Genomic DNA, 25646 nt, shown 5'->3' with positions numbered 1-25646 from the left:
GCCGCCCGAGGACGGGCGGGGAACGGGCCACTACCCCTCCACGCGAGGGAGTATGCGGGGCCGGGGCGGGCTTCGCCGCCCGGCCCGGGGGGACGCGTGGATGCCTTCGCCGGGGCCCCTCCGGCGGTCGGGGGCGACCGGCGGGCACGGCACGGGACTGCTCCCGGCGCCCTCCCCACCAGCTCGCTCAGCTCCTTCCGACGGGAGCTTCGTGAGCCCCGATCGCGCACTGAGGTGCCGGGCGCAGAACGACGGCCGGGGTCGCCACCCCCCACAGGAGTGACCCCGGCCGTCGTCGACGCGAGTCGCGGGCGACCCGTCTTCCTGTTCTGCGCCGCCGGTGCGTTTTCTGTCACACCCCGCTGTGTGACGCCCCGACAGCGGGCTGTGCCAGACGTGGACGGCGGGGCCGCGCAGGTCGTAGCGTGCTGGTCCGCGCGGCGCGGCGGCATCCCGGAGTTGTCGGCCGGTTCCGTGCGGTGTCCGGGGTGCCCGGCGTGCCGCGGGCGCGCATCCGGACATGACGGACACCGCACAGGGCGGGCCGGCCACCCCGAGGGGCCCGGCCGGGCCGGCGGTGACGGCGCGGCCGACTAGTGGGGCAGGATGAGGGAGTGCTGGGGGACGACGCGGAGCTGACCGCCGCGGTTCACGCGGCGCAGGACGGAGACGAGAGCGCCTTCCGGACTGTGTACCGCGCCGTGCAGCCGCGGCTGCTGGGATACGTGCGGACACTCGTCGGGGAGGCCGACGCCGAGGACGTGGCGTCCGAGGCGTGGTTGCAGATCGCGCGCGACCTCGACCGGTTCAGCGGTGACGCCGACCGGTTCCGGGGCTGGGCGGCGCGGATCGCGCGCAACCGGGCCCTCGACCACATCCGTATGCGCGGCCGCCGCCCCGCGATAGGGGGCGACGAGAGTGAACTGGCCGGCCGGGCCGCCGAGACGGACACCGCCGGTGAGGCGATGGAGGCGCTGTCGACGGGAGAGACTCTCGCGTTGATAGCGGAACTCCCGCAGGACCAGGCCGAGGCGGTCGTGCTCCGCGTCGTCGTCGGCCTGGACGCCAAGAGCGCCGCCCACACCCTGGGCAAGCGGCCCGGCGCCGTACGCACCGCCGCCCACCGGGGTCTGAAGCGGCTCGCCGAACTCCTCGCCGACCGCACCGGCAGGACCGAGGAGACGCCCGGCTCCGTACCGCCCCAGAGGTCGCCGCGCCGGCCCACGGCGACAACCGTCAGTGTGACGCGAACACCTCCGCGGACGCAGGAAGAAATGTGATGGCCGACGAGCACCACGGGTGGCCCACCGAGGACGCCACCGAACGTTTGCTGCGCGGCGAGCACTCCGGCCCCGCCGCCGCACCCGCCGATCCGCCGGAGGCCGCCGCCCTGCGTTCCGCGCTGGCGACGCTCACCGCGCCCGGCCCGGCCGAAGAGGCCGCCGCCCGCGAGGAGGAGGCCGTCGCCGCCTTCCGCAGCGCCCGCGGGGAGTCCGTGGCGGGGGTGGTGCGGCTCGGCAGGCCCGCGCAGGCGCCCTCGCGATGGGGGCGGCCGGTGCGCTTCGGGCTGGCCGTCGCGCTGGGCGGGTTCATGATCGGCGGGGTGGCGGTGGCCGCCGGTGCCGGCGTGCTGCCCTCGCCGTTCCGCGGTACCGACACGCCGGTCCCGGCCACCTCCGTCTCCGCCGACAGTTCCTCCCCGGACGTGCTGGTCTCCCCCGAGCCGGAGCCGGACCCGTCCGGTCCCGCCTCTCCCTCGTCCACCGCCTCGGAGGCGAGTCCTCCGGCCGGAGAGCCGACGGACGACGGGCGGACCAGCGCGCCCCCGGCCACGGCGCCCACGCCGGAGGGATCGTCACCTCACCCGGGCCGGACGCCGACGCCGGGCGGCGGCTGGGACTGGGAGGAGCGCACCGAGACCGCCTGCCGCGCCTACCAGGACGGCACGATGGACGCCGACCACCGGCGCCGCCTGGAGCGGCTGGCCAAGGGCGGCCCCGGCGCGATCGAACGGTTCTGCCGGGGTGTCCTCGACCTGCCCGGGCAACACCCCCAACTGGGGCTGCCCACCGTGCCGGTGCCGCTGCCCGGCGCCGGGGAGGGCTCCGGAGACCGGGACGGCCCGGATTTCGGCCTCGCCCCGGCGCCGGAGACCGGTGACGACGCGGACGCGGACGGCGGGGCGGCGCCGGAGGAGGACGGCGGGGCGGAGGCCGAGCCCGGCCCGTCGGCCACGGACAGCGGGACACCCTCTCCCGTCCCGTCCGGGGAGTGAGCCGGGCGCGGTGGTGGCCGGGCCGCCGTCAGGAGTCGGCGGCCCGGGCGTCGCGGTACGGCCCGATCAGTGCCGCGTGGCCGCTGCCGGCGTGCCCCCGGCGATCGCGCGGTCGGTCAGCAGCCGGCGCGGGTGACGGGGTCGGGGCTGCCGGAACCGGCCGCCGGCGCCTCAGTTCCCTCGGCCGGGTGCCGTAGCGCGTCCCGGGGGAGGGGAGCGGCGCCCGCCGCGTGGGCGTCCGTCCGCGTCGGCCCCGGTGGCGGTGGCCGTGTCGTCACCGGCGACGAGCTCTGCCAAGCGGCTCGCCGGCGGGGCGCGGGACTCCGCGTGCCCCCCCCTAGCCGAGCCGGGCGTCGCGGTGCCGTGCGGGAAGCCGCCGAGGACGCCGTACACGTGGCCGGGCCGGGGCGGGTCGTGGAGGGCGGCGAGCCCCGTCCTCCGCCCGGGACGGGTGGTACCCGCCGGGGCCACCGCGCTCGGCGCCCGCCCGTACGCCCCCCCGGGGCGGCGCGTGGGCGGAGGAGGAGTACGGCGGTCTCGGTGGCGCTGTCCTCGGGTACGGCCGTGAGCGCGCCGTCGAGCGCGGCCATGCCCCTTTCTCCGGCCCGGGCGGCGTTGGCCGGGGCCACGCGCCCGCCCGTCGGACGTACGGGAGGGGCCGGGCCCACGGTGCCGCCCCCGGTGCGCCACGCAGGGGTGCCCCAGGCACCGGGCGGCCGGTTCCGCCCCCTTCGGCGGCGTCCGGGCGGAGCCCGTGACACGGGGGTGTGACACTTCGCGGGCCTACGGCGCAGTAGGAAGTGAGCCGACTGGTCATCGGCGTGGCACGAGCCGGGGTTCCCCCCGTACCTCTTGGCTCAGTGCCGTCGGCGCGGGCGGGACACGTTCCCCCGGTCCCGCCCGCGCCTCTCACCTCTCCCGGTCGCCGGGGCTCTCAGTAGACGATGACGCGGTCCCCCTCGCGGACCTGGTCGAAGAGGGCGGCGACCTTCTTCTTGTCCCGGACGTTGACGCAGCCGTGCGAGGCTCCCGCGTACCCCTGGGTGGCGAAGTCCTTCGAGTAGTGGACCGCCTGGCCGCCGCTGAAGAAGAGGGCGTACGGCATGGGGGAGTCGTAGAGCGTCGAGTGGTGGTCGCGGGACTTCCAGTAGACCTTGAACGCGCCGTCGCGGGTCGGCGTGTACTGCGAGCCGAACCGCACGTCCATCGCCGAGCGCACCTCGCCGTCGACCATCCACGCCAGCGAGCGGCTCTGCTTGCTGATGCAGAGCACCCGGCCGGTCAGGCAGCGCTTGTCGGGCTTGGCCAGCGGCAGAGTGGTCGGCGGGTGCAGTTCGTCCTGGGTGGGGCGGGAGGTGCCCGCGCGCAGCCGGTCCCAGGTGACGGCGTCGGTGGTGCCGGTCACCGGCAGCGCGCCGCGGCGCTGGAAGGCGGAGACGGCCCCGCTGGTGACGTCGCCGTAGAAACCGGTCGGGGAGCGGCCGAAGAGGCCGAGCGAGGCCAGTCGCGCCTGGAGTTCGCGGACCTGCTCGCTGGTCTGGCCGGGCCGCATGAGGACGGCGGGGGCGGCGGGTCCCGTCACCGTCGGCGCGGGCGGCGGCACAGGATCGGGCGTCGCGGTGGTGGGTGTGGGGGTGGGCGTCGGCTTCGGCGCCGGTGGCGACGGGGCGGGTGCCGGAGGGCGGGCGTCCTCGGTCGCCGGTACGGGCGGTGGTGGCGCCGGGCTCAGTCCCGGCCCCGCGGCCGCGTCCACCCGGCAGCCCGCCGCCCCCAGCAGCGCCAGCGCCGCGACCGCCGCGGCGGCCGCCGGTCTTCCTCTTCTTCCTGCGTGCCCTGTGGGCATGACGTGCACCCTCCCCTTGGCGTCGGCGGGTCGGCCGCGGCCCCGCGGGCGCGCGGGCGTGCCCGCTCCTGGCCCCTGGATGCCCCGCCCCGCGGCCGGCGGAACCTCCTGGGCGCGGGGTGGCCCGAACTCGATTCGGAGGTGTCTGTTCCACTTCGTGGAACCAAGAGGTGCCAAGCCGCACGGACGTGCGAAACTCCGCTCATGCTGGGTGTCACCGACCTACCGACCTACCTCGCCGGACTCGCCGTCATCGTGCTGCTCCCCGGCCCGAACTCCCTCTACGTCCTCTCCGTCGCCGCCCGGCGCGGCCCGAGGACGGGATACGCGGCGGCGGCAGGCGTGTTCACCGGTGACGCGGTGCTGATGACGCTGGCGGCGGCCGGCGCGGCCTCGTTGCTGCGTGCCAACCCGCTGGTCTTCGCCGTCATCAAGTACGCGGGTGCCGCCTACCTGACCTGGATGGCGATCGGCATGCTCCGCAGCGCCTGGCAGCTCTGGCGCGACCGGCGCGCGCGGACGGGCCCCGGGCCCGAGGCGGCCCCGGCCGAGTCCGGCCGTGAACGCCCGTACCGCAGGGCGCTGGTGGCCAGCCTGCTCAACCCGAAGGCCATCCTGTTCATGCTGTCCTTCTTCATCCAGTTCGTCGACCCCGGCTACGCCTATCCGGCGCTCTCCTTCCTGATCCTGGCCGCCCTGCTGCAACTGGCCAGCTTCGCCTACCTCTCCCTGCTGATCTTCGCCGGCCACCGGCTGGCCGCCGCCTTCCGCAGCCGCCGGAGCCTGTCGGCGGGGGCGACGACGGCGGCCGGGGCGCTCTTCCTCGGCTTCGCGGTGAAACTCTCCCTCAGCGGCGTCTGAGCGGCGCCGCCCTCACCCCGCCGCCTTCAGCAGCCGGGGCGCCAGCCGCCGTGCCCGCCGGGCCAGTCCACGCACGGCCCGGTTGCGCGGCACGAAGGCGAGCCGGTCAGGGACCCCGCCGGGCAGCGCCAGCGCGGTGAGGCGGCGGCGCTTGAAGTAGCGGGTGAGGGACGGGCCCTGCCGCAGCACCGCCAGGTGGCGTTCGGCGACCGGGCGGAGCTGGGGGTTGAGGGCGGGCTGCATCGCGAACCCGACGGCGGCCACCAGGTCGGCCAGCCCCTCCGGCAGGGCCGCCCCGTCCGTCCCCGGCGCCCGCCAGGCGGCGACGGCCGTGCCGTCCTCCAGCGGCGGCAGCAGCGCGTCGACCAGGGTCACGGGCACCCTGTTGCTGTTCTGGTAGGGGGTGAGGCGCTCCAGGAGCAGGTCGGTGCCGGTGCGGGCGACGGGCAGGCCGTAGCAGGTGGCGGCGGTCAGCAGGGCCGTGGAGAAGCAGCCGGCCACCAGCGCCGGGCGCAGCCGCTGGAAGACGACCTCGGCGAGGACCGGCTCGTCCAGCACCCCGAAACGCACCCCGAGCCGGTCGGCCTCCTCCCGCAGCGTCCGGGTCCACCCGGCGGGCGCGGAGGGATGGGGCTTGAAGACGACGTCCCGGTGGCCGAGCGCGGCGGCGCCGCGCAGCAGCCGCAGGTGGAGCAGCTCCTCCTCGGCCGGGGTGAGCACCTCGATCGCCGAGAGGTACTGGCCGAGCAGCAGCGCGGGTGAGGCGTCGCCGGCCGCTCCGGCCGCCTCGGCGGCGCGTACCGAGGCCGGGTCGGTGGCCAGTTCGCCGAGGACCTTGACGAACTCCTCGGTGGGGACCACCTCCGGCTCGACGCCGAACTCGCCGAGCAGCAGCGGCCGCAGGCCCGGGACGAGATCGAGGTGGAGCAGGCGGGCCACCCGGGTGCCGATCAGCGGGTCGAGCTTGGAGCGGGTGGGGCCGTAGCTCATCAGGCCGTCGGCGTAGAGGTGGACGGGGGCGTCGGAGAAGATCCGGACCACCGCCTGGGAGGGGTTGGCCTGGAGCGATTCGCAGGCCAGCTCCAGCGGGCCGTCGCCGAGCTGCCACGCCTCGCGGACCGCGCGCTCCCACAGCGGGCAGTCCTGCTCGCGCGGGGACCAGCCGGCCGGGTGGAACGGGCGGATGAAGGCGTTCCAGGAGTGCACGGCGTCGAACTCGCCGCCCAGCACGGCGAATCCGGGCATCGCGTCGAGCGGTGTGCCCACCTCGGGGACCGCCGAGGTGTCGCTGACCACCAGCACGCGCCGGTGCCCGGCGCGCGGGCCGAAGAGCCCGGCGCGGATCGCGGCCACCACGGTCGCCGCCGCGTACTGGGTGGCGGCGAAGAACAACTGGGTGGAGCCGGTGCGGACGGCGGGGTGTGCGGGCGCGGTGCTCATCGGGCCGCCTCCTCGTGGACGCGGGTGGCGGGAAGGGCGGCCGTGGGGGCCGCGGACCGGGTGAGGGCCTGGCCGCGCCGGACGCGGCGGAGCCGGGCGGCCCGCTCGGGGCCGAGGGCCGTCAGGGTGGCGCGGAGGATGTCCTGCGGCAGCCGCCGCAGGGCCGCCGCGCTCTCGGCGCGCAGAGTCCGGGCCACGGCGGGTTCGAACCTTTCGATGGATTCCAGGTGGTGCGCCATCACGGCGCAATAGGTGCGAACGGCTTTCGGCAGGAGTTCCGCCGCCCGTTCGTGCGTGGACGTCTCCTCGACGACCTGGTCGAAGGCGCGCAGGAAGTCGAGCTGGCGGACATCGCCGATCTGGGTGAGGGAGGAGGAGACGCCGCGCCGGTAGAAGACGCCGTGGAGGCTGGTCACCGCGAAGGACTCGGCCTCCCGGTGCAACCGCCAGATCCACGGCCGGTCCTCGGCGGTCCGCAGGCCGTCGCGGAAGCGCAGCACCCCGGAGTCGAGCAGCCGCCGGTGGTAGATCCCGGCCCAGGCGTACGGGTAGTCGACCGAGGTGGAGCGGTCTGCGGGCAGGATCGCGTCCACGGGGCGCAGCGGCACCTCGCGGCGGCCGTGCGGCATCCGGTGGATCTGGCGGGCCCTCCCCGTCACCTGGACGTGGTCGACGCGGACGAAGTCCGTCCCCAGTCTCTCGGCCGCGGCCAGGAGTCGGCCGCAGTGGCCGGGGGCGTACCAGTCGTCCCCGTCCAGGAACGTCAGGTAGGTGCCGCGGGCCGCGTCCAGGCCGGTGTTGCGGGCCGTCGCGAGGCCGCCGTTGGACTCGTGCGGGAGCAGCACGGCGCCGGGCACCTCCTCGGCGGCCCGTTCCAGCAGGTCCCGGGTGCCGTCCGACGAACAGTCGTCGACCAGGAGGAATTCGACGTCTTCCCGCGCGTTCGCCTTCAGGCTGCGCAGAGTGTCGGGCGCGAATTGCCGCACGTTGTAGAACGGCACGATGACGGAGAGCTTGACCACGGGATCGACGCTAGAGGGCGCCCCAGGGCCGCTTCGCGACGCCCGCGCGTACGCCGGGTGAACGCCGGGCGCACACCTTGTTAACCCCCTCGCCGAATTCCGCTCCCCGCCGCGCAATTCCTTTCGTCGGTGCGCTGTTAACCCTTTGTTGCCGTCCCGTTGGGCCCTTCGGCGCCGACCCTTCCTAACGTCGGCGACGTGCCAGCAAGCAATCACCGAACCCCGCGCATCGCCGTTCTCGCGGATTCCGACACCCGCTGGAAATGGGGTGCTCTGACCGCCGGGCGGCTCGCCCCCGAGGGCGCCGCCACCGACGGCTACCTGCTGCGCGGCCGGGCCACCCCCACCGAGCGCCAGCTCGCCGAGGTCGGCCTGCGCCCCGACGCCCTCGCCGAGGTCTCCCTCGCGGGCTTCCTCGCCGAGCTGCGGCGCCGCCACACCGCCACGGCACCCGGCGCGGGGCCCGAGCAGGCCGCCGACGCCCCCTACGACCTGGTCGTCCTCGCCCTCGTCGGTGGCGCCGTCCAGGCGGCCCTGCACGGCCTCGCCCGCCTCGGCCACGACCACGGCGTGCGCCCGGTCGTCGTGACCGGCTACGTCGGCGTCGTCTACGAGAAGCTCGCCGACGGCCTGCTCCTGCGCCACGGCGCCGACCTGGTCCTCGCCAACTCCGCCGTCGACGCCGCACGCTTCCGTGCCGTCTACGCGGGCGTCGGCGCCGGGGCCGACGCGGTCACCGAGGCCGCGCTGCCCTTCCTCGGCGGAGCTCCGCACCGCCCGGCCGGCCCCGCCGACCGCCCGTACACGGTGGTCTTCGCCGCCCAGCCCTCGGTGCCCGCCGGCCGCGCCGACCGCGCGTACCTGCTGGACCGGCTCATCGGCCACGCCCGCGCCCACCCCGAGCGCGAGGTGCTGCTGAAGCTGCGGTCCAAGCCCGGCGAGCACACCACGCACCTGGAGGAGATCCCCTACCAGCGGCTCGCCCGCGACCGGGGGCCGCTGCCGGAGAACCTCCGCCTCGTCCACGGCAACATGGGCGAGGTCCTGGACCGCACCGACCTGCTGGTCACCATCAGCTCCACGGCGGCCCTGGAGTCCCTGCACCGGTCGATCCCCACCGCCGTCCTCACCGACCTCGGGGTGCGCGAGGCGCTCGGCAACCACCACTTCACCGGCTCCGGCTGCCTCACCTCCTTCGACCGGCTCGACGAGGGCCACGCCCCGGCCGCCGACCCCGCCTGGCAGGACCGCAACGGCGTCGCCCCCGGCACCGCCTACGCCACCGCCTTCGACACCGCCCGCGCCCGCACCGCGGCCCTGCTGGCACGGGCCGAGGCGAGGGAACTGCCGCCGATCACGCCGTACTACACGCCGCGCACCGCCCCCGGCTACCTGCCCGGCCTGCTCGCCCGCCACCACCTGGCGCCCGACGGCACACCGCTGCCCGGTGCCCTCGACCCGGCCCCCGCCCAGGGGCTGCGCGGCCGGGCCCGCACCGCCGTCAACGACGCCGTGCGCGGTGCCGCCCGCGCCGCCTACCGGCACGGCGTGCAGAACGTCGCCCCCCTCGTCCGCCGCCTGGGCCGCCTGTGACCGGCACCGGCGCCCCCCGCCCCCCAAGCCCGACAGCACAAGGAGACGCCATGCGCGACCCCGCCCCCCGCGTCCTCGCCGTCATCCCCGCCCGGGGCGGCTCCAAGGGCGTCCCGGCCAAGAACCTCGCCGAGGTCGGCGGCGTGCCGCTGGTCGCCCGTGCCGTGCGCGCCTGCCGCTCCGCCCGCCTCGTCAGCGAGGTGCTGGTCTCCACGGACGACCCGGCCATCGCCGAGGCCGCCCGCGCCGCCGGGGCCACGGTGGTGGACCGGCCCGCGCCGCTCTCCGGCGACACCGCCACCAGCGAGGCCGCCGTGCTGCACGCGCTGGACGCCGACGAGGCCCGGCACGGCCGCCTCGCCGACGTGGTCCTCCTCGTGCAGTGCACCAGCCCCTTCCTCACCGCCGACGACGTCGACGGCGTCACCTCGGCCGTCCTGGAGGGCGCCGACACCGCCGTCACCGCCGCGCCCTTCCACGGCTTCCTCTGGCGGGACCTGGCCACCGGCGCCACCCCCAGCAGCGGCCACGGCGTCAACCACGACGCCGCCCACCGGCCCCGCCGCCAGGACCGGCCCGAGGACCTGCTGGAGACCGGCGCCGCCTACGCGATGCGCGCCGACGGCTTCCGCGCCGTACGCCACCGCTTCTTCGGCCGCACCGCGCTGGTCCGCACCGACCCCGCACGCGTCCTGGAGATCGACGACCCGCACGAGCTCGCCCGGGCCCGCGCCCTCGCGCCGCTCCTCGACGGAAACGAGGCACCCTGCGGCAGCCGCCCCGGGCCCGGCGACGTCGACGCGGTCGTCCTCGACTTCGACGGCACCCAGACCGACGACACCGTGCAGATCGACGCCGAGGGCCGCGAGCGCGTCAGCGTCCACCGCGGCGACGGCCTCGGTATCGCCGCCCTGCGCGACGCCGGCATCCCGCTGCTCATCCTGTCCACCGAGCAGAACCCGGTGGTCACCGCCCGCGCCCGCAAGCTGCGCATCCCCGTCCTGCACGGCGTCGACCGCAAGGACGAGGCGCTCAAGCAGTGGTGCGACGAGCAGGGCGTCGACCCCGCCCGCGTCCTGTACGCGGGCAACGACGCCAACGACCTGCCCTGCTTCGCCCTGGCCGGCTGGCCCGTCGCCGTCGCCGGCGCCCACGAACCGGTACGCCGCGCCGCCCGCGCGGTCACCACCGCCCCCGGCGGCCGGGGCGCCGTCCGGGAGATCGCCTCCTGGCTGCTGGGCCCCGACCTGCGGAGCCCGCGCCCTACGGACCCCGGCCACGCCACCACCCGGCCCTGACCCGGCTCACACCCCCGACCACCGCACCGACCCCGTACACCGGACCCATCACGTGAGGAACCACCCCATGAGCGACCAGAGCACCAACCCGCGCCTGCGCACCCTCGGCACCCGCACCGCCGGCCCCGGCCAGCCCGTCTACGTCACCGGCGAGATCGGCATCAACCACAACGGCGACCTGGAGAACGCCCTCGCCCTCATCGACGCCGCCGCCGACGCCGGCTGCGACGCGGTCAAGTTCCAGAAGCGCACCCCGGAGATCTGCACCCCGCGCGACCAGTGGGACATCGAGCGCGACACCCCCTGGGGCCGCATGACCTACATCGACTACCGCCACCGCGTGGAGTTCGGCGAGGACGAGTACCGCGCCATCGACGCCTACTGCAGGAAGCGCGGCATCGACTGGTTCGCCTCCCCGTGGGACACCGAGGCCGTCGCCTTCCTGGAGAAGTTCGACGTGCCCGCCCACAAGGTGGCCTCCGCCTCCCTCACCGACGACGAACTGCTGCGCGCCCTGCGCGCCACCGGCCGCACCGTCATCCTCTCCACCGGCATGTCCACCCCGCGCCAGATCCGGCACGCGGTCGAGGTCCTCGGCAGCGACAACATCCTGCTCTGCCACGCCACGTCCACCTACCCGGCCAAGGCCGAGGAGCTGAACCTCCGGGTCATCCACACCCTCCAGGCCGAGTACCCCAACGTCCCGATCGGCTACTCCGGCCACGAGACCGGGCTCCAGACCACGCTGGCCGCCGTCGCCCTCGGCGCCGCCTTCGTCGAGCGCCACATCACCCTCGACCGCGCCATGTGGGGCTCCGACCAGGCCGCCTCCGTCGAGCCGCAGGGCCTGGCCCGCCTGGTCCGCGACATCCGCACCATCGAGGAGTCCCTCGGCGACGGCGTCAAGCAGGTCTACGAGTCGGAGCTGGGCCCCATGAAGAAGCTCCGCCGCGTCCCCGGCGTCGTCGCCGAGGCCCAGGCCGAGGCCGGCCGTGAGCCCGCCGCCGTCTGACCCCCGCCCCGGGCAGCCGGGGGCCGAGCCGCCCGCGCCGGGACCCGCGTACGGCGGGCCCGCCCGGCGCGCCCGGGGCGAGGGCGAGGCGCTGGCCTTCGTGGAGAGTCCCGTCCAGCTCCTCAACGTCCTGGAGTGGGCCCACGCCTCGGGTCAGCCGAAGGAACGCCTCACCCTGGTCGTCCTCTCGCCGCTCGACCCGATGTCCCGGGGCCAGCTCCGCCGCATGGCCGAGCTGGCCCGGGGCGAGGGGATCGAGGTCCGGTGGGAGGAGGCCAGGGGCGGGGCGGCCGCGCCGCTGGCCACCGTCCGGGGCCTCGCGCCCCGGCTGCGGACGGCCGGCCGGGTCGTCATAGGCGACCCGTTCTCCCGTTACGTGCAGCTCCTGCTCGCCCTCAGCCGCGCCCGCGACCTGGTCGTGGTGGACGACGGGACGGCCACCGTGGAGTTCCTCGCCCAGCTGGCCCGCGGCGAGCGCCTGGTCCGCTGGCACCGGCGCGGCGGCCGCCGCGGTCCCCGCGAGCTGCTGCTCGCCCCCGTATCCGCGGCCGCCCGGCGCCGCCTCACCCCCGGCGGGGGGCACCCGCGGATCGAGGTGTTCTCGGCGATGCCGGTGGACGCGGCGCCCGAGGGGCTCACCCTCACCCGCAACACGCTCGCCTGGACGCGGGCCCGCTTCGGCCCGCCGCGGCTGACCGGTGGCGCGGACCTGGTCGGGACCTCGCTGGTGGAGACCGGTGTCGTCGACGAGGCCCGCTACCGCGAGGCCGTGCACGCCCTGGTCCGGGCGCACGGCGTCACCCGCTACTTCGCGCACCGCCGGGAGAGCGCCGCCAAACTGCGCCACCTCACCGACGGCACCGGCCTGGAGGTGGTCCGCCCCGACCTGCCGCTGGAGCTGACAGCGCGGCGCGGCCCCACCGGCCGCACCCTGCTCAGCTTCCCCTCGACCGTGGTGCACACCCTGCCCCTGGCGCTGGCCGGCACCGGGGTGCGGATCGCGGTCCTGGACATCGACCCGGACTGGCTGACCGGGCACGCCTCACCGCGCGCCCAGGGGTTCCTCGCGGGGGTGACCAGCAGCGCCCGAGCGGCGCACCGGCTCACCTCCCTGCCCTCGAACCCCTGAGGAGCCCACGATCCGGGAGCCGGCGGCCCGGCCCGGGGACGCCGCGACGGCCCGGCAGCCGGGCCGTTCCGCCGCACGGGTGCCCACCAGGTGAGACGGACGCCCACGCGATCCGGCCCGGCCGCCCCCGCTCCCCATGGCTTGAACAGAACGCCATCACCGCAGGTGAACGCCGGGCAAAAGCAAACTTCATACCCTCCGTGTCCGTGCGGTAAGCGTCCGGAGCCGGTTTTTCTTGCGTCTTTCCGGCTGAAGTTTTGTTGATCGATGGTGAGTTGGCTCCCTCGGCGGCCTAACCTTGCCAAGGTGAACCGACTGATGTCCCGCGAACCCGGTGCCCCTGCCCCTGCCGAGCCCACCCGCGACCTGGCCGCCGACGCCGTACCGGCCGCCACGGAGATCGCCGGGACGCTCCCCGACCGCCTCTGTGCCGAGCTCATCGCCTTCCGGCGTGACCTGCACATGCACCCGGAGCTCGGCAACCAGGAATTCCGGACGACGCTGGCCATCAAGACCCGGCTGGAACAGGCCGGTCTCCAGCCCCGCGTCCTCGACTCCGGCACCGGGCTCATCTGCGACATCGGCACCCGCGCCGACGGCGACGAGCGCGGCATGCTGGCGCTGCGCGCCGACATCGACGCGCTGCCCATCCCGGACACCAAGGCGGACGCCCCGTACCGCTCCACGGTCCCGGACCGCGCCCACGCCTGCGGCCACGACGTGCACACCACCACCGTCCTCGGTGCCGGGCTGGTGCTCGCCGCCCTCGACCGTGAGGGCAAGCTGCCGCACCCGGTGCGGCTGCTCTTCCAGCCCGCCGAGGAGGTGCTGCCCGGCGGGGCCGCCGACGCCGTCGAGGACGGCGTCCTGGACGGCGTCGGCCGCATCCTCGCCGTCCACTGCGACCCCAAGGTCGACGCGGGCCGCGTCGGCCTGCGCGTCGGCCCCATCACCTCCGCCTGCGACCGGCTGGAGATCGCCCTCGACGGCCCCGGCGGCCACACCGCCCGCCCGCACCTCACCACCGACCTGGTCACCGCCGCCGCCAAGGTCGTCACCGACGTGCCCGCGCTGGTCGCCCGCCGCGTCGACGCCCGCTCCGGCCTCGCCGTCACCTGGGGGCGGATCGACTCCGGCCACGCCCCCAACGTCATCCCCCAGCACGCGGAACTCTCCGGCACCGTGCGCTGCCTCGACCTCGACGCCTGGCGGCTGGCTCCCGACCTGGTCCACGCCGCCATCGACGAGATCGCCGCCCTGTACGGCGCCAAGCCCGAGATCACCTACATCCGCGGCGTCCCGCCGGTCGTCAACGACCCCGCCGCCGCCGAACTCCTCCACCAGGCCATGGCCGTCCGCCGCGGCGCCCAGTCGGTCGAGGGGACCGAGCAGAGCCTCGGCGGCGAGGACTTCTCCTGGTACCTCGAACACGTTCCCGGCGCCATGGCCCGCCTCGGCGTCCGCCGCCCCGGCGACCCGGTCTCCCGCGACCTCCACCGGGGCGACTTCGACGTCGACGAGGAGGCGATCCGGGTGGGCGTGGAGATGTTCACGGCGGCGGCCCTGCTCGACGCGGAAGAGCGGGGCTGAGCACAGGAGGCCGCCCCGGCCTCCGGCCGCGACGGCGTGCTCGGGTGAGTGGGTGGCGGGGCGGGATGGGTGGCGCGGCTGCCGGGGGCCGCGGGTTCCCCGCTGCGATCCGGTGCGGGTCACTTCTCCGGGTCACTCCTCACGGCGCCTGAGCAGGACGACCACCATCACCAGGCAGCCCGCCAGGACCAGGACGGTCAGCCACGGGGGAACGTTCTCCCCGGTCCGCTGAGCCAGGGTGTCCACTGCGTCGAGCGTGTGCATGGCATCTCCTCGGTGCCTCCCGTCGCACGGGCCGCACGCGGGCGCGGGCGGTGGCGCGGAGGCGGGGGGAAGGGCGGGAGCCTGGCGGTCGCCCGGGGTTCCTCCCCGCCGCGTGGCTCCGCTCCCCTTCTGCGCGTGTGCCCCCGGACGACGCCGCGAACCGGGGCCGGGCCCACGCCCGAAGCCCCTTCCGGGCCGGTTGGCGGACGGGTGCCGTGGTCTCGCGAGGCGCCGGCCATGAGCAGCGGCGCCTCCCGTCACGAGGGCGGCCCCGCCCGCTGCGCCCGCCGGCACGGTACCCACGAGCCGGCTCTCACCGCGATCGGCGTGGACCGCCGCCCGGCGACCGGCCCGGTGCCGGAGGAGCGTGTGCTCCGCGGGACACGCGAGCCCCGGCGAGCGGATGCCGGGCTCTCACCACCGGCCCCGTCCTAACCTGCCGTCATGCTGCACTTGCGGATCATCACTCCGAGCGAGCGCGCCGAGGACGTCGTCACCACGTTGCGCGAGGTCGCCGGGACGTACAACCTCATCGTGCTGCCCGGGGCGGCCCGTGAGCCGGAGGGCGACGTGGTCCTCTGCGACGTCGCCCGTGAGACCGGCGACGACGTGGTGCACGCGCTGCGCGAGCTGGGTGTCGACTCCTTCGGCTCGATCTCCGTCGAGAACATCGACCTGACGGTCTCGTACGGCGCCGACCGTGCCGAGGAGGAGGCGCCGGGGGACAGCGCCGACGCCGTCCTGTGGGACCAGCTCGCCGAGACCATCCACGAGGAGTCGACGCTCTCCGTCACCTACCTGGCGTTCATGACCCTCGCCACCACGCTCGCCGCCTGCGGTGTGGTCCTCGACAACGCCGTGCTGATCGTCGGCGCCATGGCCATCGGGCCGGACTTCGGCCCGCTGGCGGGCGTCTCGGTGGCCGTCGTGGAACGGCGCCGACGGCTCGTACTGCGCTGCCTCATCTGTCTGCTCGTCGGCTTCGCCGCGGCCATCGCGTTGACCGTGCTGTTCAGCCTCGGCATGGACGCGGCAGGGCTCTTCCACGAGAGTCAGCTGACCGGCCGCCGCCCGACCACCGAGTTCATCGTCTCGCCCGACGTGTTCTCCCTGATCGTCGGCATCCTCGCCGGGATCGCCGGCACCCTCTCCCTCACCTCGGCCAAATCCGGCGCACTGGTCGGCGTCGCCATCTCGGTCACCACCATCCCGGCCGCCGCCAACGCCGCCGTGGCCCTCTCCTACGGCAACTACACCCAGACCCTCGCCTCCAGCGAACAACTCCTCCTCAACCTCGTCGCCATCGCCGCCGCGGGCATCCTGACCCTGCTGGCCCAGAAGTGGCTGTGGCGGCTGCGCAAGAGGAACGGGGCAACCGCGCCGAAGCGGTAGCGGGTGTCTCCACATCCCTCACGGCGCCCACATCCCCCACGGCACCCACGGTGCCCACGGCACCCGGCGCCCACGTTCACCGCCTACCGGTCGAAGGCCCGAGCAGCTCCGCCACGAGCACCTTCGTCCGGCACGCCGAGAGCACGCACCGGCCACCATGGCACCGCGGACGCCGCGCACGATGTGAGGGAACCTCCCGCGCGCCGCGCCCCGCGACCGCGCCCCGCCCCCTGCCACCTCGTGGCGTGCCGCTTCACACCGGCTCGCTATGGCGAAACCAACACGGGCGCCGGTAGCGTCAGTTCCTCAGAAGGAACGTTTGTCTCACGGGGAGTCCATGGTGAACCGCCGCTTGATGCCCGCCGCCGCGCTCGCGGCGTCGGCCGTGCTGCTGCTGACCGCCTGCGGCGGGGAGGACAAGTCCGGCGAGGACGACAGGATCGCGGGGGCCGGAGGCGGCGCAGAGACGAGCGCCGCCGCGGACGCGAACTCCTCGCCCGAAGCCGAGCGGCCCACCGTCAAGCTGCCGAAGGACATGCGGAACGTCTTCGAGGGCGGCGGAAGCGGCGACCCGGTGGAGGAAGCGGTCCTGCGCGACGGCGAAGGGCGCGTCAACTCCCTGGACGAGGCCATCCACACGCGTTCCCTGGAACGCCCCGCCTTCGGGTTCTACAACACCGGCGAGGCCGCGCGGGGCGCCGCCGTCTGGGTGCAGGGCTTCTACGACGACGGGATCACCTGGACCGGCACCGTCCGCTACTACGACCGGAAGGTCACCGTCGAGGGCAAGAAGAAGGACAAGGCGGTCCTCTCCTACTGCTCCGACGAGTCCAAGGCGTACAACAAGGACCTCAAGACGGGCAAGACCTCCGGCGAGGTCGAGAACCCGGTGGACTCCCTCGTCTTCTACACCACCAAGTTGGCGAAGAACGACAAGGGCGTCTGGCAGACCACCGACGTGTACTCGAAGAGGGGGGCTTCGCAGTGTCAGTGATCCAGCGGGCCGGCAGAGTCTGGCCCATCCTGACAGCGGCTCTCGCGCTGTCGCTCCTGCCTCAGACCGCGTGGGCGGGCGGAAGCAGGGGGTCGAGCGGGTCGACGGAGTCGTCCTCCGCCACGCCGTCCGGCGGCACGGGCGGCGACGGCAGCATCTACGCGAGCGTCGTCACGTACGACGAGTCGAAGAACGGTTCCGGAGGAGGTGCGGGACCCGTCGCGCCGACCGGGGACTGGACCCCGCCCGCGTGCTGGTTCGAGCCGAAGTGGAGCCCTGAGGAGTTCGAGAAGGAGTTCCGGCGGAAGTGGGACGTCCCCCACTTCAGCGGTGCCGGTGAGGCGTACGCGCAGGGCCAGGACCGCTACATCAACGGCAAGCCCTACGAGGACTTCAACAAGGACAAGGCCGGCGAGGGCATGTGGTGGACCATGGTCCGCGACGAGGCGCGGGCCGAGGCGGGCGACCCGGCCGCCTTCGCCTGCGAGGGGCCGGACTTCTGGGCCGACAACGGCGAGATCCCCGAGGTGGAGAACGCCATCACCCCGGACATCCTCGCCCAACTCGCCTACAGCCGGCTCAAGGTCCCCGGCACCGAGGTCGCGCTCGCACCCGAGGTGGCGACCAAGGTCAACCTGCCGACCTGGGCCTGGCTCGACAAGGCCACCTTCAAGCAGGTCTCGGTCACCGCCTCGCTCAACGCCGGGGGCACCGACATCCAGGCGACCACCACCGCCAAGCCGGTCTCCCTCAAGCTGGAGCCGGGCACCGAGGACGCCCAGACCTACCCCGCCTCCGGGGAGTGCGCGATCAACGAGGACGGTTCGATCGGCGAGCCGTACGCCAAGGGCAAGGCCGACCGGACGCCCGCGTGCGGCCTGAAGTACCTGCGCTCCTCCGGCGGCGGGACCTTCCCCCTCCAGGCCACCGTCACCTGGGAGATCGCCTGGACCGGCAGCGGCGGCACGGGCGGCGACCTGCCCGAGGGAACCTACGGCGCCGAACAGGCGGTCACCGTCGAGGAGATCCAGTCGATCAACCGGTGAACCTGAACCGGCAGGGGACGGGGCCGCGTCCGGGGGAGCCCTCCCGGCGCGGCCCCGCCGCTTCGTCGGCGGTCCCTGCGGCCGGACCCGGCGCCTGCCCGCCCGGGGCCGCCCGGCGCCCGCGCGCGACGCCCCGGAAACGGTCTCGTCGCCACCGCCCGCCACCGATCCGACGCCCTGCGTCAACCCGTCGTACGTCCACCGGACGTGGCCGGTTCGCGTCGAATCGATAACGGCTGCGGAAGGGGGCTTTCCCCGACATCTACGCGCGTTACGATGCGGCGAAACCAGCGCCGGGAGCCGGCGCTCTCGGGTCAGTGGAAGGAAACCCTCGTGCGCCGGGTAACCAGGATTCTCACCGCGGGCATAGCAACCGCGTCTCTCGCGTTCACCGCCACCGCGTGTGGCGAGTCCTCAACCGAGGCGTCCTCGGGCGAGAACAAGGGCATCGGCCTCGCCTACGACGAGGGCGGCCGTGGCGACCACTCGTTCAACGACTCCGCCGCCAAGGGCTACGACAAGGCCAAGAAGGAGCTGAAGCTCGGCGGCAAGGAGATCACCGCGAAGACCGGCGAGACCGAGGCCGACCGCTACCAGCACCTCGCGGACCTCGCCGACGCCGGCTACAACCCGGTCATCGCGGTCGGCTTCGCCTACGCCCCCTCGGTGACCAAGGCGGCCAAGAAGTACAAGGACGTCGACTTCGCCATCGTCGACTCCGTGGTCGACCTCGACAACGTGACCAGCCTGGTCTTCAACGAGCACGAGGCGTCCTACCTGGCCGGCGTGGCCGCCGCGCTGAAGTCGAAGACCGACCACATCGGCTTCATCGGCGGTACCGACTCCGTGCTGATCAAGAAGTTCGCGGGCGGCTTCCAGCAGGGCGTCAAGGACACCAACCCCAAGGCCAAGCTGGACGTCCAGTGGGTCAAGGAGGGCAACGACACCGCCGGGTTCGGCCAGCCCGACCGTGGCAAGGAGATCGCCGAGGGCATGCTCGCCCGCGACATCGACGTGATCTACTCCGCCGCCGGCGCCTCCGGCTCGGGCGCGATCGAGGCCACCGCCAAGAAGAAGGGCACCTGGTCGATCGGTGTCGACGGCGACCAGTACAACTCCGAGCCCCTCGCCCCGTACAAGGACTCGATCCTGACCTCGGCCGTCAAGAACGTCGACGTCGCGGTCTACGACTTCGTGAAGTCCGTCGAGGACGGCAAGAAGCTCACCGGCGTCCAGTCCTTCACGCTGGAGCAGGGTGGCGTGAGCCTGTCCTACTCCGGCGGCTTCATCGACGACATCAAGCCGAAGATCGAAGAGACCCAGAAGAAGATCTCGGACGGCTCGATCAAGGTCACCGACACCTACAAGGGCTGAGCCCCGCGAGGGCCCGTCCGCAGCGGACCGATCGCCGCCCGCGGGCCGAGCCCGCGGCGGCCGTCGCGCCGCCCGCCCCACCGGTCCGCCGGACGGGCGGCGCGACGTCCACCCCCAGCCGACCCCCGCACAGCCCCCACTCCTGGAGACCGGGCGCGGCAGCCGGACCACCCCGGGTCCCTTGACCGGACCCGGGCACGGTCACACCCTCGGCGGCCGGACCCAGGGGTCGGCCCCCAACCGGCCCGCGACGGCCCGGACCCGGGGCGCGCCCCACGGCAGCCCCGGGTCCGTTCCGTGTGAGCCCGCTCCGTCCCCGCGTACACCCCAGGGCCCCCGCACGGGACCCGACGGACACCCCCCCTTGCGCACCGCCCCCCGGTGCACCGAGTCTTCGTACGGCCCGTCAGCCGTACCGCCCGCGTCTCGCGGGCCCGCCCGCACCCGCCGCCCGGACGGCGAGGAAGGGCGAGTCCGGGGCCGCACCCAGCCACCACCCTCCAGTCAGCCAGGAGCGCGTCATCAAAGCCGCCAGCGCCCCCCAGGGCGAGCCTCCCACCGGCGAGTCCGGCTCCGGCTCCGCCGGTGCCGACATCGCCGTCGAGCTCCGCGGAATCACCAAGCGGTTCCCCGGAGTCGTCGCCAACCACGACATCGACATCACCGTCCGCCGCGGCACGGTGCACGCCCTCGTCGGAGAGAACGGCGCGGGCAAGTCGACCTTGATGAAGATCCTCTACGGGATGCAGCGTCCCGACGAGGGCACCATCACGCTCGACGGCACCCGGGCCGACCTGCACTCGCCCGGCGACGCCATCGCCCGCGGCGTCGGCATGGTCCACCAGCACTTCATGCTGGCCGACAACTTCACCGTGCTGGAGAACATCGTCCTCGGCGCCGAGAAGCTGCACGGCATCGGTGCCAGGGCGCGGCGGAGGATCCAGGAGATCTCCGACGCGTACGGCCTGGGAGTGCGGCCCGACGTCCTCGTGGAGGACCTCGGCGTCGCCGACCGGCAGCGGGTGGAGATCCTCAAGGTCCTCTACCGGGGCGCGCGCACCCTGATCCTGGACGAGCCCACCGCCGTGCTGGTGCCGCAGGAGGTGGACGCCCTCTTCGACAACCTGCGGGAGCTGAAGGCCGAGGGCCTCACCGTCCTGTTCATCTCGCACAAGCTGGGCGAGGTGCTGTCGGTGGCCGACGCCATCACGGTCATCCGGCGCGGCACCACGGTCGCCTCCGTCGACCCGGCCGAGACCACCGCCCGGCGCCTCGCCGAACTGATGGTCGGCTCGGCCCTGCCGACGCCGGAGACCCGCGAGTCGACCGTCACCGACAAGCCGATGCTGGCCGTGGAGGGGCTCACCGTCCACGACCCGGACACCGGCCGGCCCCTCTGCGACGACATCAGCTTCACCATCCACGCCGGCGAGGTCATGGGCATCGCGGGCGTCGAGGGCAACGGCCAGGCCGAACTGGTCGAGGCCGTCATGGGCATGCGCGAGGCCGCCGCCGGTGTCCTGCGCCTGGACGGCCGGGACATCACCCGTACTCCGACGCGGCAGCGCCGCGAGGGCGGCGTCGGCCACATCCCCGAGGACCGGCACCGGCACGGCCTGCTGCTGGACGCCCCGCTGTGGGAGAACCGCATCCTCGGCCACGTCACCGAGGCCCCCAACTCCAAGGGCGTCTTCCTCGACCCGGGCGCGGCCCGCCGCGACACCGAGCGGATCGTCACCGAGTACGACGTGCGCACCCCCGGCATCGACGTGCCCGTCTCCTCGCTCTCCGGCGGCAACCAGCAGAAGCTGATCGTCGGCCGCGAGATGAGCCACCACCCCAAGCTGCTCATCGCCGCCCACCCGACGCGCGGCGTCGACGTCGGCGCCCAGGCGCAGATCTGGGACCAGATCCGCGAGGCCCGCCGCGAGGGTCTGGCGGTGCTGCTGATCTCCGCCGACCTCGACGAGCTGATCGGTCTCTCCGACTCGCTGCGGGTCATGTACCGGGGCCGCCTGGTCGCCGACGCCGACCCGGCCGCGATCACCCCCGAGGAACTGGGCTCCGCCATGACCGGCGCCGCCTCCGGCCACCTGGAGAATGCGGCCGGGGCGCCGGCCGTCCCCGGCGCCCGTACGGCCGGGGACGCGACCCGCGAGCCCGCGGGCGACGCGGCTCCCGGCGCCACGAACGACGACCACCCCCGCGAGGACGGTGACACCCGATGAAGCGCTTCTCCGCCGAGCGCGTGCTGCTCACGCTGCTGGCGCCCGTCCTCGCGCTGGCCGCCGCCTTCGTCATCACCTCGGTGGTGCTGATCGCGACCGGCAAGGACCCGTTCACCGCCTTCTGGGTGATGTTCGACTACGGCAGCAAGTCCGACAGCCAGGTCTTCATCCTCAACAAGGCCACCACGTACTACCTCGCCGGACTCGCCGTCGCCATCGGCTTCCGGATGAACCTCTTCAACATCGGCGTGGACGGCCAGTACCGCCTGGCGGCCTTCTTCGCCGCCGCCGTCGGCGGCGCGCTGGAACTGCCCGTCCTGGTGCACATCCCGCTGATCATCCTGGTCGCGATGCTGGTCGGCGCCATGTGGGCGTCGATCGCCGCGCTGCTCAAGGTCTACCGGGGCGTCAGCGAGGTGATCTCCACGATCATGCTCAACTCGCTGGCCACCAGCTTCATCGGCTACCTGCTGGTCGAGGACCGGCTCGCCGTGCTGCACAAGGACACCAACAGCGTCTCCACCCAGCCGCTGCCCGAGTCCGCGCAGTTCTTCTCCTTCGACATGGGCGCCGACGGTGAGATCTGGGGCTTCATCCTCGTCTCGGTCCTCGCCGGGGTCGGCTTCTGGTTCCTGCTGGGCCGTACCCGGTTCGGTTTCGACCTGAGGGCCGTCGGCCGCTCCGAGGAGGCCGCCAAGGCCAGCGGTGTCGGCGTCAAGCGCATGGTGATCACCAGCATGGCGCTCTCCGGCGCCGTGGCCGGTCTCACCGGCCTGCCGCTGCTGCTCAACGACAGCCACCAGTTCACCAGCAACTTCCCCACCGGTATCGGCTTCACCGGCATCGCCATCGCGCTGCTCGGCCGCAACAACCCGGTCGGCATCGCCTTCGCCGCCCTGCTCTGGGGCTTCCTCGAACGCGGCGGCAACCGCCTGGAGTTCCACGGCTACGACAAGGAGATCGTCGGCGTCATGCAGGGCGTCATCGTCCTCTGCGTGGTCATCGCCTACGAACTGGTCCGCCGCTACTCCCTCAAGTCCCAGCAGCGCATGGTCGGCGCGGAACTCGCCGCGGGGAAGGGCACCTCCGGTCCCGACTCCGGCGGTGACGGCCCCGGCGACGGCGGCGGCCCCGACGAGGGCGGCCCCGACACCGGACCGAACACCCCGGACAGCCCTGAGAAGAAGGAGGTGCCGGCATGAGCGCCACGGTCACCGCTGAGAAGGCCACCCCGCCCGCGCCCACCCGCTCGCGGCGGCTGAGCCTGCCGCGCGTCCTGCTGATCATCTCCGGGGCGCTGCTCGCCCTGTGCGCCGTACGCGTCATCACCGGCGCCGACAACATCACCGGCTCCAGCCAGATCGCCGCCGCCCTCTCCCTCGCCGTGCCGATCGGCCTCGCCGGTCTCGGCGGCCTGTGGGCCGAGCGCGCCGGCATCGTCAACATCGGCCTCGAGGGCATGATGATCCTCGGCACCTTCTTCGGTGCCTGGGCCGGCTACCAGTGGGGCCCGTGGACCGGCGTCCTCGTCGGTGTCCTCGCCGGCGCGATCGGCGGCCTGGTGCACGCCGTGGCCACCGTCTCCTTCGGCGTCGACCACATCATCTCCGGTGTGGCCATCAACATCCTGGCCCTCGGCGCCACCTCCTACCTGGCCAAGCGCTGGTTCGAGCCGCTGGCCCACCTGGGCGCCAGCCCCAAGCAGTCCCCGGCCGTGGACGACCTGCCGTCGTTCACCGTGCCCGGCCTCTCCGACGGGCTGAGGTCGCTGGAGAGCCACCACTGGTTCCTCGTCTCCGACCTGGCCGGCATCCTCGGCGGGCTGGTCACCAACGTCTCGGCGCTGACCGCGCTGACCGTGCTGCTGGTCGTCGGCTCGTACTTCGTGCTGTGGCGCACGCCGTTCGGCCTGCGCCTGCGCTCCTGCGGCGAGAACCCGCTGGCCGCCGAATCCCTCGGCGTCAACGTCTACCTGTACAAGTACGCGGCCGTCGCCACCTCCGGCGCGCTCGCCGGACTCGGCGGCGTCTTCCTCGCCATGGTCCGCTCGCACATCTACAACGAGGGCCAGACCGGCGGCCGCGGCTACATCGGCCTCGCCGCGATGATCTTCGGCAACTGGCGTCCCGGCGGCCTCGCCGCGGGCGCGGGCCTCTTCGGCTACTCCGACGCTCTCCAGCTCCGCAACGGCGGCACCACGGTGCACGCGCTGCTGCTGCTGATCTCGGTGGTGCTGCTCCTGCTGGCGGTATGGAAGATCTACCGCAAGAGCTACCTGACGGGCGCGGTGTCGGCGGGCTTCGCCGTCCTCGTGCTGGTCTGGTACTTCATGACGGACACCGTGCCCAACGAGATGGTCGGCGCCACCCCGTACGTCGTCACCCTGCTGGTGATGGCGCTCGCGGCGCAGAAACTACGCATGCCGAAGTACAACAACAAGCCCTACCGGAAGGGGCAGGCCGGATGACCGCGCCCGGCCCCGCCACCGAGCCGCCCGGCGGCTGGGCGCCCTTGCTGGAGGCCGCCCGGGACGCCATGTCCCGGGCGTACGCCCCCTACTCGGGCTACCCGGTCGGCGCCGCCGCCCGCACCGAGGACGGCCGGATCGTCACCGGGTGCAACGTCGAGAACGCCAGCTACGGCATCGGCCTGTGCGCCGAGTGCGGCCTGGTCTCGCAGCTCCACGCCACCGGCGGCGGCCGCCTCACGCACTTCGCGTGCGTGGACGGCGCCGGCAACGCGCTGGTCCCCTGCGGCCGCTGCCGCCAGCTCCTCTACGAGGCCGGCGGCCCTCAGCTGCTGCTGCGCACCCCCGAGGGGGTCCGCACCCTGGACGCGATGCTGCCGCAGGCGTTCGGCGCCGGGCACCTCACGGCCCAGGACGCGGCCGGCGACGCGTAGCACGACCCCGGGGCGGGGCGCCGGAACGGCGTCCCGCCCCTCCCGTCTCTCCACTCCGAGGCGGCGGCCCGCACCCGCCCGCCTCCCCGAAGAAAGGCCGGACCGATGGACGTCATCTCGGTCATCCGCGCCAAGCGCGACCGCACCCCCCTCACAGACGCCCAGATCGACTGGACCGTCGACGCCTACACCCGCGGCGCCATCGCCGACGAGCAGATGTCCGCACTGGCCATGGCGATCCTCCTGAACGGCATGGACCGGCGCGAGATCGCCCGCTGGACCGCCGCCATGATCGCCTCCGGCGAGCGCCTCGACTTCTCCTCGCTGGCCCGCCCCACCGCCGACAAGCACTCCACCGGCGGCGTCGGCGACAAGATCACCCTGCCGCTCGCCCCGCTCGTCGCCGCCTGCGGCGCCGCCGTGCCGCAGCTCAGCGGGCGCGGCCTCGGCCACACCGGGGGGACCCTCGACAAGCTGGAGTCCATCCCCGGCTGGCGCGCCTCGCTCAGCAACGCCGAACTCCTCGACGTGCTCGGCTCCACCGGCGCCGTCATCTGCGCCGCCGGCGACGGGCTGGCCCCCGCCGACAAGAAGCTGTACGCGCTGCGCGACGTCACCGGCACCGTCGAGGCCATCCCGCTGATCGCCTCCTCGATCATGTCGAAGAAGATCGCCGAGGGCACCGGCTCCCTCGTGCTGGACGTCAAGTGCGGCACCGGTGCCTTCATGAAGACCGTCGAGGACGCCCGCGAACTGGCCGAGACCATGGTCTCCCTCGGCACCGACCACGGCGTGCGGACCGTCGCGCTGCTCACCGGCATGTCCACGCCGCTCGGCCTGACCGCGGGCAACGCCCTGGAGGTTCGCGAGTCGGTCGAGGTGCTGGCCGGCGGCGGCCCCGCCGACGTGGTCGAGCTGACCCTCGCCCTCGCCCGGGACATGCTTGAGGCGGCCGGCATCCACGACGCCGATCCGGCGAAGAAGCTCGCCGACGGCTCCGCCATGGACGTCTGGCGCCGGATGATCTCCGCCCAGGGCGGCGACCCGGACGCCCCCCTGCCCACCGCCCGCCACACCCACACCGTCACGGCCCCCGCCACCGGCGTCCTCTCCCGCCTCGACGCCTACGACGTGGGCGTCGCCGCCTGGCGGCTCGGCGCGGGCCGGGCCCGCAAGGAGGACCCGGTGCAGGCCGCCGCAGGCGTCGAGCTGCACGCCAAGCCGGGCGACACCGTCACCGAGGGCTCACCGCTGCTGACCCTGCACACCGACACCGAGGAGCGGTTCGCCGGCGCCCTCGACGCGCTCGGCTCCGCCTGGGACATCGCCGCGCCGGGCACCACCGTCGACACCGCGCCGATCGTCCTGGACCGCATCGCCTGAC

21 protein-coding genes are annotated in these 25646 nt (G+C 74.1%); 17 read left to right on the top strand and 4 right to left on the bottom strand.

The window, feature by feature from the left end; all coding sequences use genetic code 11:
• The first annotated feature begins 614 nt into the window (after positions 1–614).
• Together Sdia_RS01220 and Sdia_RS01215 are read left to right on the top strand one after the other, a co-directional pair.
• Entirely contained in the window at positions 615–1280 is a 666-nt protein-coding gene (locus Sdia_RS01220; RefSeq protein WP_100452470.1) for an RNA polymerase sigma factor, read from the top strand.
• Complete coding sequence (locus Sdia_RS01215; RefSeq protein WP_229831577.1) at positions 1280–2275, top strand: hypothetical protein; 996 nt, start codon at positions 1280–1282, stop codon at positions 2273–2275. The genes Sdia_RS01220 and Sdia_RS01215 overlap by 1 nt, the downstream gene beginning before the upstream one ends.
• 934 nt (positions 2276–3209) lie before the next feature.
• On the opposite strand, the gene Sdia_RS01210 is transcribed toward Sdia_RS01215, so the two are convergent.
• Positions 3210–4118: a L,D-transpeptidase family protein gene (locus Sdia_RS01210; RefSeq protein ID WP_100452471.1), complete on the bottom strand. Its 909-nt coding sequence runs from the start codon at positions 4116–4118 to the stop codon at positions 3210–3212.
• A gap of 204 nt (positions 4119–4322) precedes the next feature.
• On the opposite strand from Sdia_RS01210, the gene leuE reads away from it, so the two are divergent.
• Positions 4323–4979, top strand: coding sequence for a leucine efflux protein LeuE (leuE, locus tag Sdia_RS01205; protein ID WP_100452472.1), 657 nt, complete (start codon positions 4323–4325; stop codon positions 4977–4979).
• Positions 4980–4991: 12 nt separating this feature from the next.
• Here leuE and Sdia_RS01200 read toward each other — a convergent pair whose 3' ends face one another.
• Positions 4992–6419, bottom strand: a complete 1428-nt coding sequence (locus Sdia_RS01200) for a polysialyltransferase family glycosyltransferase (RefSeq protein ID WP_100452473.1) — start codon at positions 6417–6419, stop codon at positions 4992–4994.
• Positions 6416–7441 (bottom strand): glycosyltransferase family 2 protein, encoded by a 1026-nt coding sequence (locus Sdia_RS01195; protein ID WP_115069793.1) that lies wholly within the window; start codon positions 7439–7441, stop codon positions 6416–6418. The genes Sdia_RS01200 and Sdia_RS01195 overlap by 4 nt, the downstream gene beginning before the upstream one ends.
• Positions 7442–7639: 198 nt before the next feature.
• Between Sdia_RS01195 and Sdia_RS01190 the strand changes: the two genes are divergently transcribed.
• From Sdia_RS01190 to Sdia_RS01170, 5 genes are all read left to right on the top strand, one after another.
• Positions 7640–9034, top strand: a complete 1395-nt coding sequence (locus Sdia_RS01190; RefSeq protein WP_100452475.1) for a DUF6716 putative glycosyltransferase — start codon at positions 7640–7642, stop codon at positions 9032–9034.
• Between the two features lie 50 nt (positions 9035–9084).
• The gene (locus tag Sdia_RS01185; protein WP_189500471.1) at positions 9085–10332 is read left to right on the top strand and encodes an acylneuraminate cytidylyltransferase; all 1248 of its coding nucleotides are present in this window, start codon (positions 9085–9087) and stop codon (positions 10330–10332) included.
• A 67-nt stretch (positions 10333–10399) separates the two neighbouring features.
• Positions 10400–11344 (top strand): N-acetylneuraminate synthase family protein, encoded by a 945-nt coding sequence (locus tag Sdia_RS01180; protein ID WP_100452477.1) that lies wholly within the window; start codon positions 10400–10402, stop codon positions 11342–11344.
• On the top strand, positions 11325–12473 hold the full coding sequence (locus Sdia_RS01175; protein WP_100452478.1) for a hypothetical protein: 1149 nt from the start codon (positions 11325–11327) through the stop codon (positions 12471–12473). Before Sdia_RS01180 ends, Sdia_RS01175 begins: the two co-directional genes overlap by 20 nt.
• 318 nt (positions 12474–12791) lie before the next feature.
• Positions 12792–14063 (top strand): amidohydrolase, encoded by a 1272-nt coding sequence (locus Sdia_RS01170; RefSeq protein WP_185393747.1) that lies wholly within the window; start codon positions 12792–12794, stop codon positions 14061–14063.
• Between the two features lie 132 nt (positions 14064–14195).
• Here Sdia_RS01170 and Sdia_RS29855 read toward each other — a convergent pair whose 3' ends face one another.
• The gene (locus tag Sdia_RS29855; RefSeq protein ID WP_258057174.1) at positions 14196–14327 is read right to left on the bottom strand and encodes a hypothetical protein; all 132 of its coding nucleotides are present in this window, start codon (positions 14325–14327) and stop codon (positions 14196–14198) included.
• Between the two features lie 444 nt (positions 14328–14771).
• Between Sdia_RS29855 and Sdia_RS01165 the strand changes: the two genes are divergently transcribed.
• From Sdia_RS01165 to Sdia_RS01125, 9 genes are all read left to right on the top strand, one after another.
• Positions 14772–15719 carry a DUF389 domain-containing protein gene (locus Sdia_RS01165; RefSeq protein ID WP_185393032.1) on the top strand — a complete coding sequence of 316 codons (948 nt, stop codon included), beginning with the start codon at positions 14772–14774 and terminating at the stop codon, positions 15717–15719.
• A gap of 337 nt (positions 15720–16056) precedes the next feature.
• On the top strand, positions 16057–16713 hold the full coding sequence (locus Sdia_RS01160) for a hypothetical protein (RefSeq protein ID WP_185393031.1): 657 nt from the start codon (positions 16057–16059) through the stop codon (positions 16711–16713).
• A gap of 26 nt (positions 16714–16739) precedes the next feature.
• Entirely contained in the window at positions 16740–17759 is a 1020-nt protein-coding gene (locus tag Sdia_RS01155; RefSeq protein ID WP_100453303.1) for a hypothetical protein, read from the top strand.
• A gap of 333 nt (positions 17760–18092) precedes the next feature.
• Positions 18093–19133, top strand: coding sequence for a BMP family lipoprotein (locus Sdia_RS01150; RefSeq protein WP_100452482.1), 1041 nt, complete (start codon positions 18093–18095; stop codon positions 19131–19133).
• Positions 19134–19726: 593 nt separating this feature from the next.
• Positions 19727–21361 carry an ABC transporter ATP-binding protein gene (locus tag Sdia_RS01145; RefSeq protein WP_100453304.1) on the top strand — a complete coding sequence of 545 codons (1635 nt, stop codon included), beginning with the start codon at positions 19727–19729 and terminating at the stop codon, positions 21359–21361.
• Positions 21358–22563 (top strand): ABC transporter permease, encoded by a 1206-nt coding sequence (locus Sdia_RS01140; protein ID WP_100452483.1) that lies wholly within the window; start codon positions 21358–21360, stop codon positions 22561–22563. The genes Sdia_RS01145 and Sdia_RS01140 overlap by 4 nt, the downstream gene beginning before the upstream one ends.
• Positions 22560–23828, top strand: coding sequence for an ABC transporter permease (locus tag Sdia_RS01135; RefSeq protein ID WP_100452484.1), 1269 nt, complete (start codon positions 22560–22562; stop codon positions 23826–23828). The genes Sdia_RS01140 and Sdia_RS01135 overlap by 4 nt, the downstream gene beginning before the upstream one ends.
• On the top strand, positions 23825–24262 hold the full coding sequence (locus Sdia_RS01130) for a cytidine deaminase (protein ID WP_100452485.1): 438 nt from the start codon (positions 23825–23827) through the stop codon (positions 24260–24262). The genes Sdia_RS01135 and Sdia_RS01130 overlap by 4 nt, the downstream gene beginning before the upstream one ends.
• Positions 24263–24367: 105 nt before the next feature.
• Complete coding sequence (locus tag Sdia_RS01125) at positions 24368–25645, top strand: thymidine phosphorylase (RefSeq protein WP_100452486.1); 1278 nt, start codon at positions 24368–24370, stop codon at positions 25643–25645.
• The last annotated feature ends 1 nt before the right edge of the window (position 25646 follow it).

It is taken from the genome of Streptomyces diastaticus subsp. diastaticus (assembly GCF_011170125.1).
Taxonomy (GTDB): domain Bacteria; phylum Actinomycetota; class Actinomycetes; order Streptomycetales; family Streptomycetaceae; genus Streptomyces; species Streptomyces diastaticus.
The sequence above is the reverse complement of the archived record's forward strand: the minus strand, read 5'-3'. Positions and strand labels throughout refer to the sequence as shown.